Source organism: Bacillus sp. B2-WWTP-C-10-Post-4 (genome assembly GCF_009183805.1).
In the GTDB taxonomy this organism is placed as follows: Bacteria; Bacillota; Bacilli; order Bacillales; family Bacillaceae_G; genus Bacillus_A; species Bacillus_A cereus.
Genome location: NZ_WEII01000271.1, coordinates 1 through 858, shown reverse-complemented (window position 1 = coordinate 858; position 858 = coordinate 1). Strand labels below are relative to the sequence as shown.

The window sequence follows — 858 nt, the reverse complement described above, 5'->3', positions numbered from 1 at the left end:
GATTAATTAATCATATTGTAGCTGCTCATCCAATTAATAAAGATACGAGAAGTTTTGATTTCTATTCACAGGACAATCATTGTCCATCTTGTTCTGGACGTCTTCAAATTGAAGTTTTTGATAAAGATATTGCCATTCAAGATAAAAGTGTTCCATTTTTGGATGGGCTATTCGATCAAGAAATCATGAAGGTATTAAAATTTTATCAGCATGAAAAAATAGAATTTCTATTCGAAGAAATAAAAAATGAGCTTGGTCACGATTTGTCAAAGAGCTATAATGATATGTCAGAAGAAGAAAAGCATACGTTTTGGTACGGATATTTTGAAAAATCATTTTATGATAAAAAAGGAAAGACACGCAGAACATGGGTAGGGTTTAATACAATTATTGGTGGATATATTGTTATTTCAAAAGCACCTATTAAAGAAGAAATTAAGAGTTCAAAAAAAATGATGAAATGTCCAATTTGTGAGGGGACGTTTTTAAATCATCATAAACCACTTAAATTTGGTAACGTAGATATTCGTGAAATAATCAATCAGCCTATTAACAAAGTATTGAAAATAGTTGGTGATTTACCGGCACTTGTTAAATTGAAGTCTATTGTTGGTGGCGATATGGTATTGACGGAAGATGTTTCTTTATTGCCAAGAAAAGCACAAGTTGCATTGAAAATGTTTGAATTAGAACAAGCAAGCTTTTCAAACTATGAAATGGTGTTACAAAATGTCTTACCATTCTGGAGCGAAATAAAAGGAAATATCGAATCCATTAGTGTTAATAATCAGGTAACTGTTTGTGATTTCCCTAATGTTTATGAAACGAGAGAAACCATTATAGATAAGTATTTCACAA

Annotated in this window: 1 pseudogene; it reads left to right on the top strand. The window is 30.7% G+C overall.

What is annotated here, in order from left to right:
* Positions 1-858, top strand: a pseudogene (locus GBN78_RS29855) (ABC transporter); the annotation flags it as partial.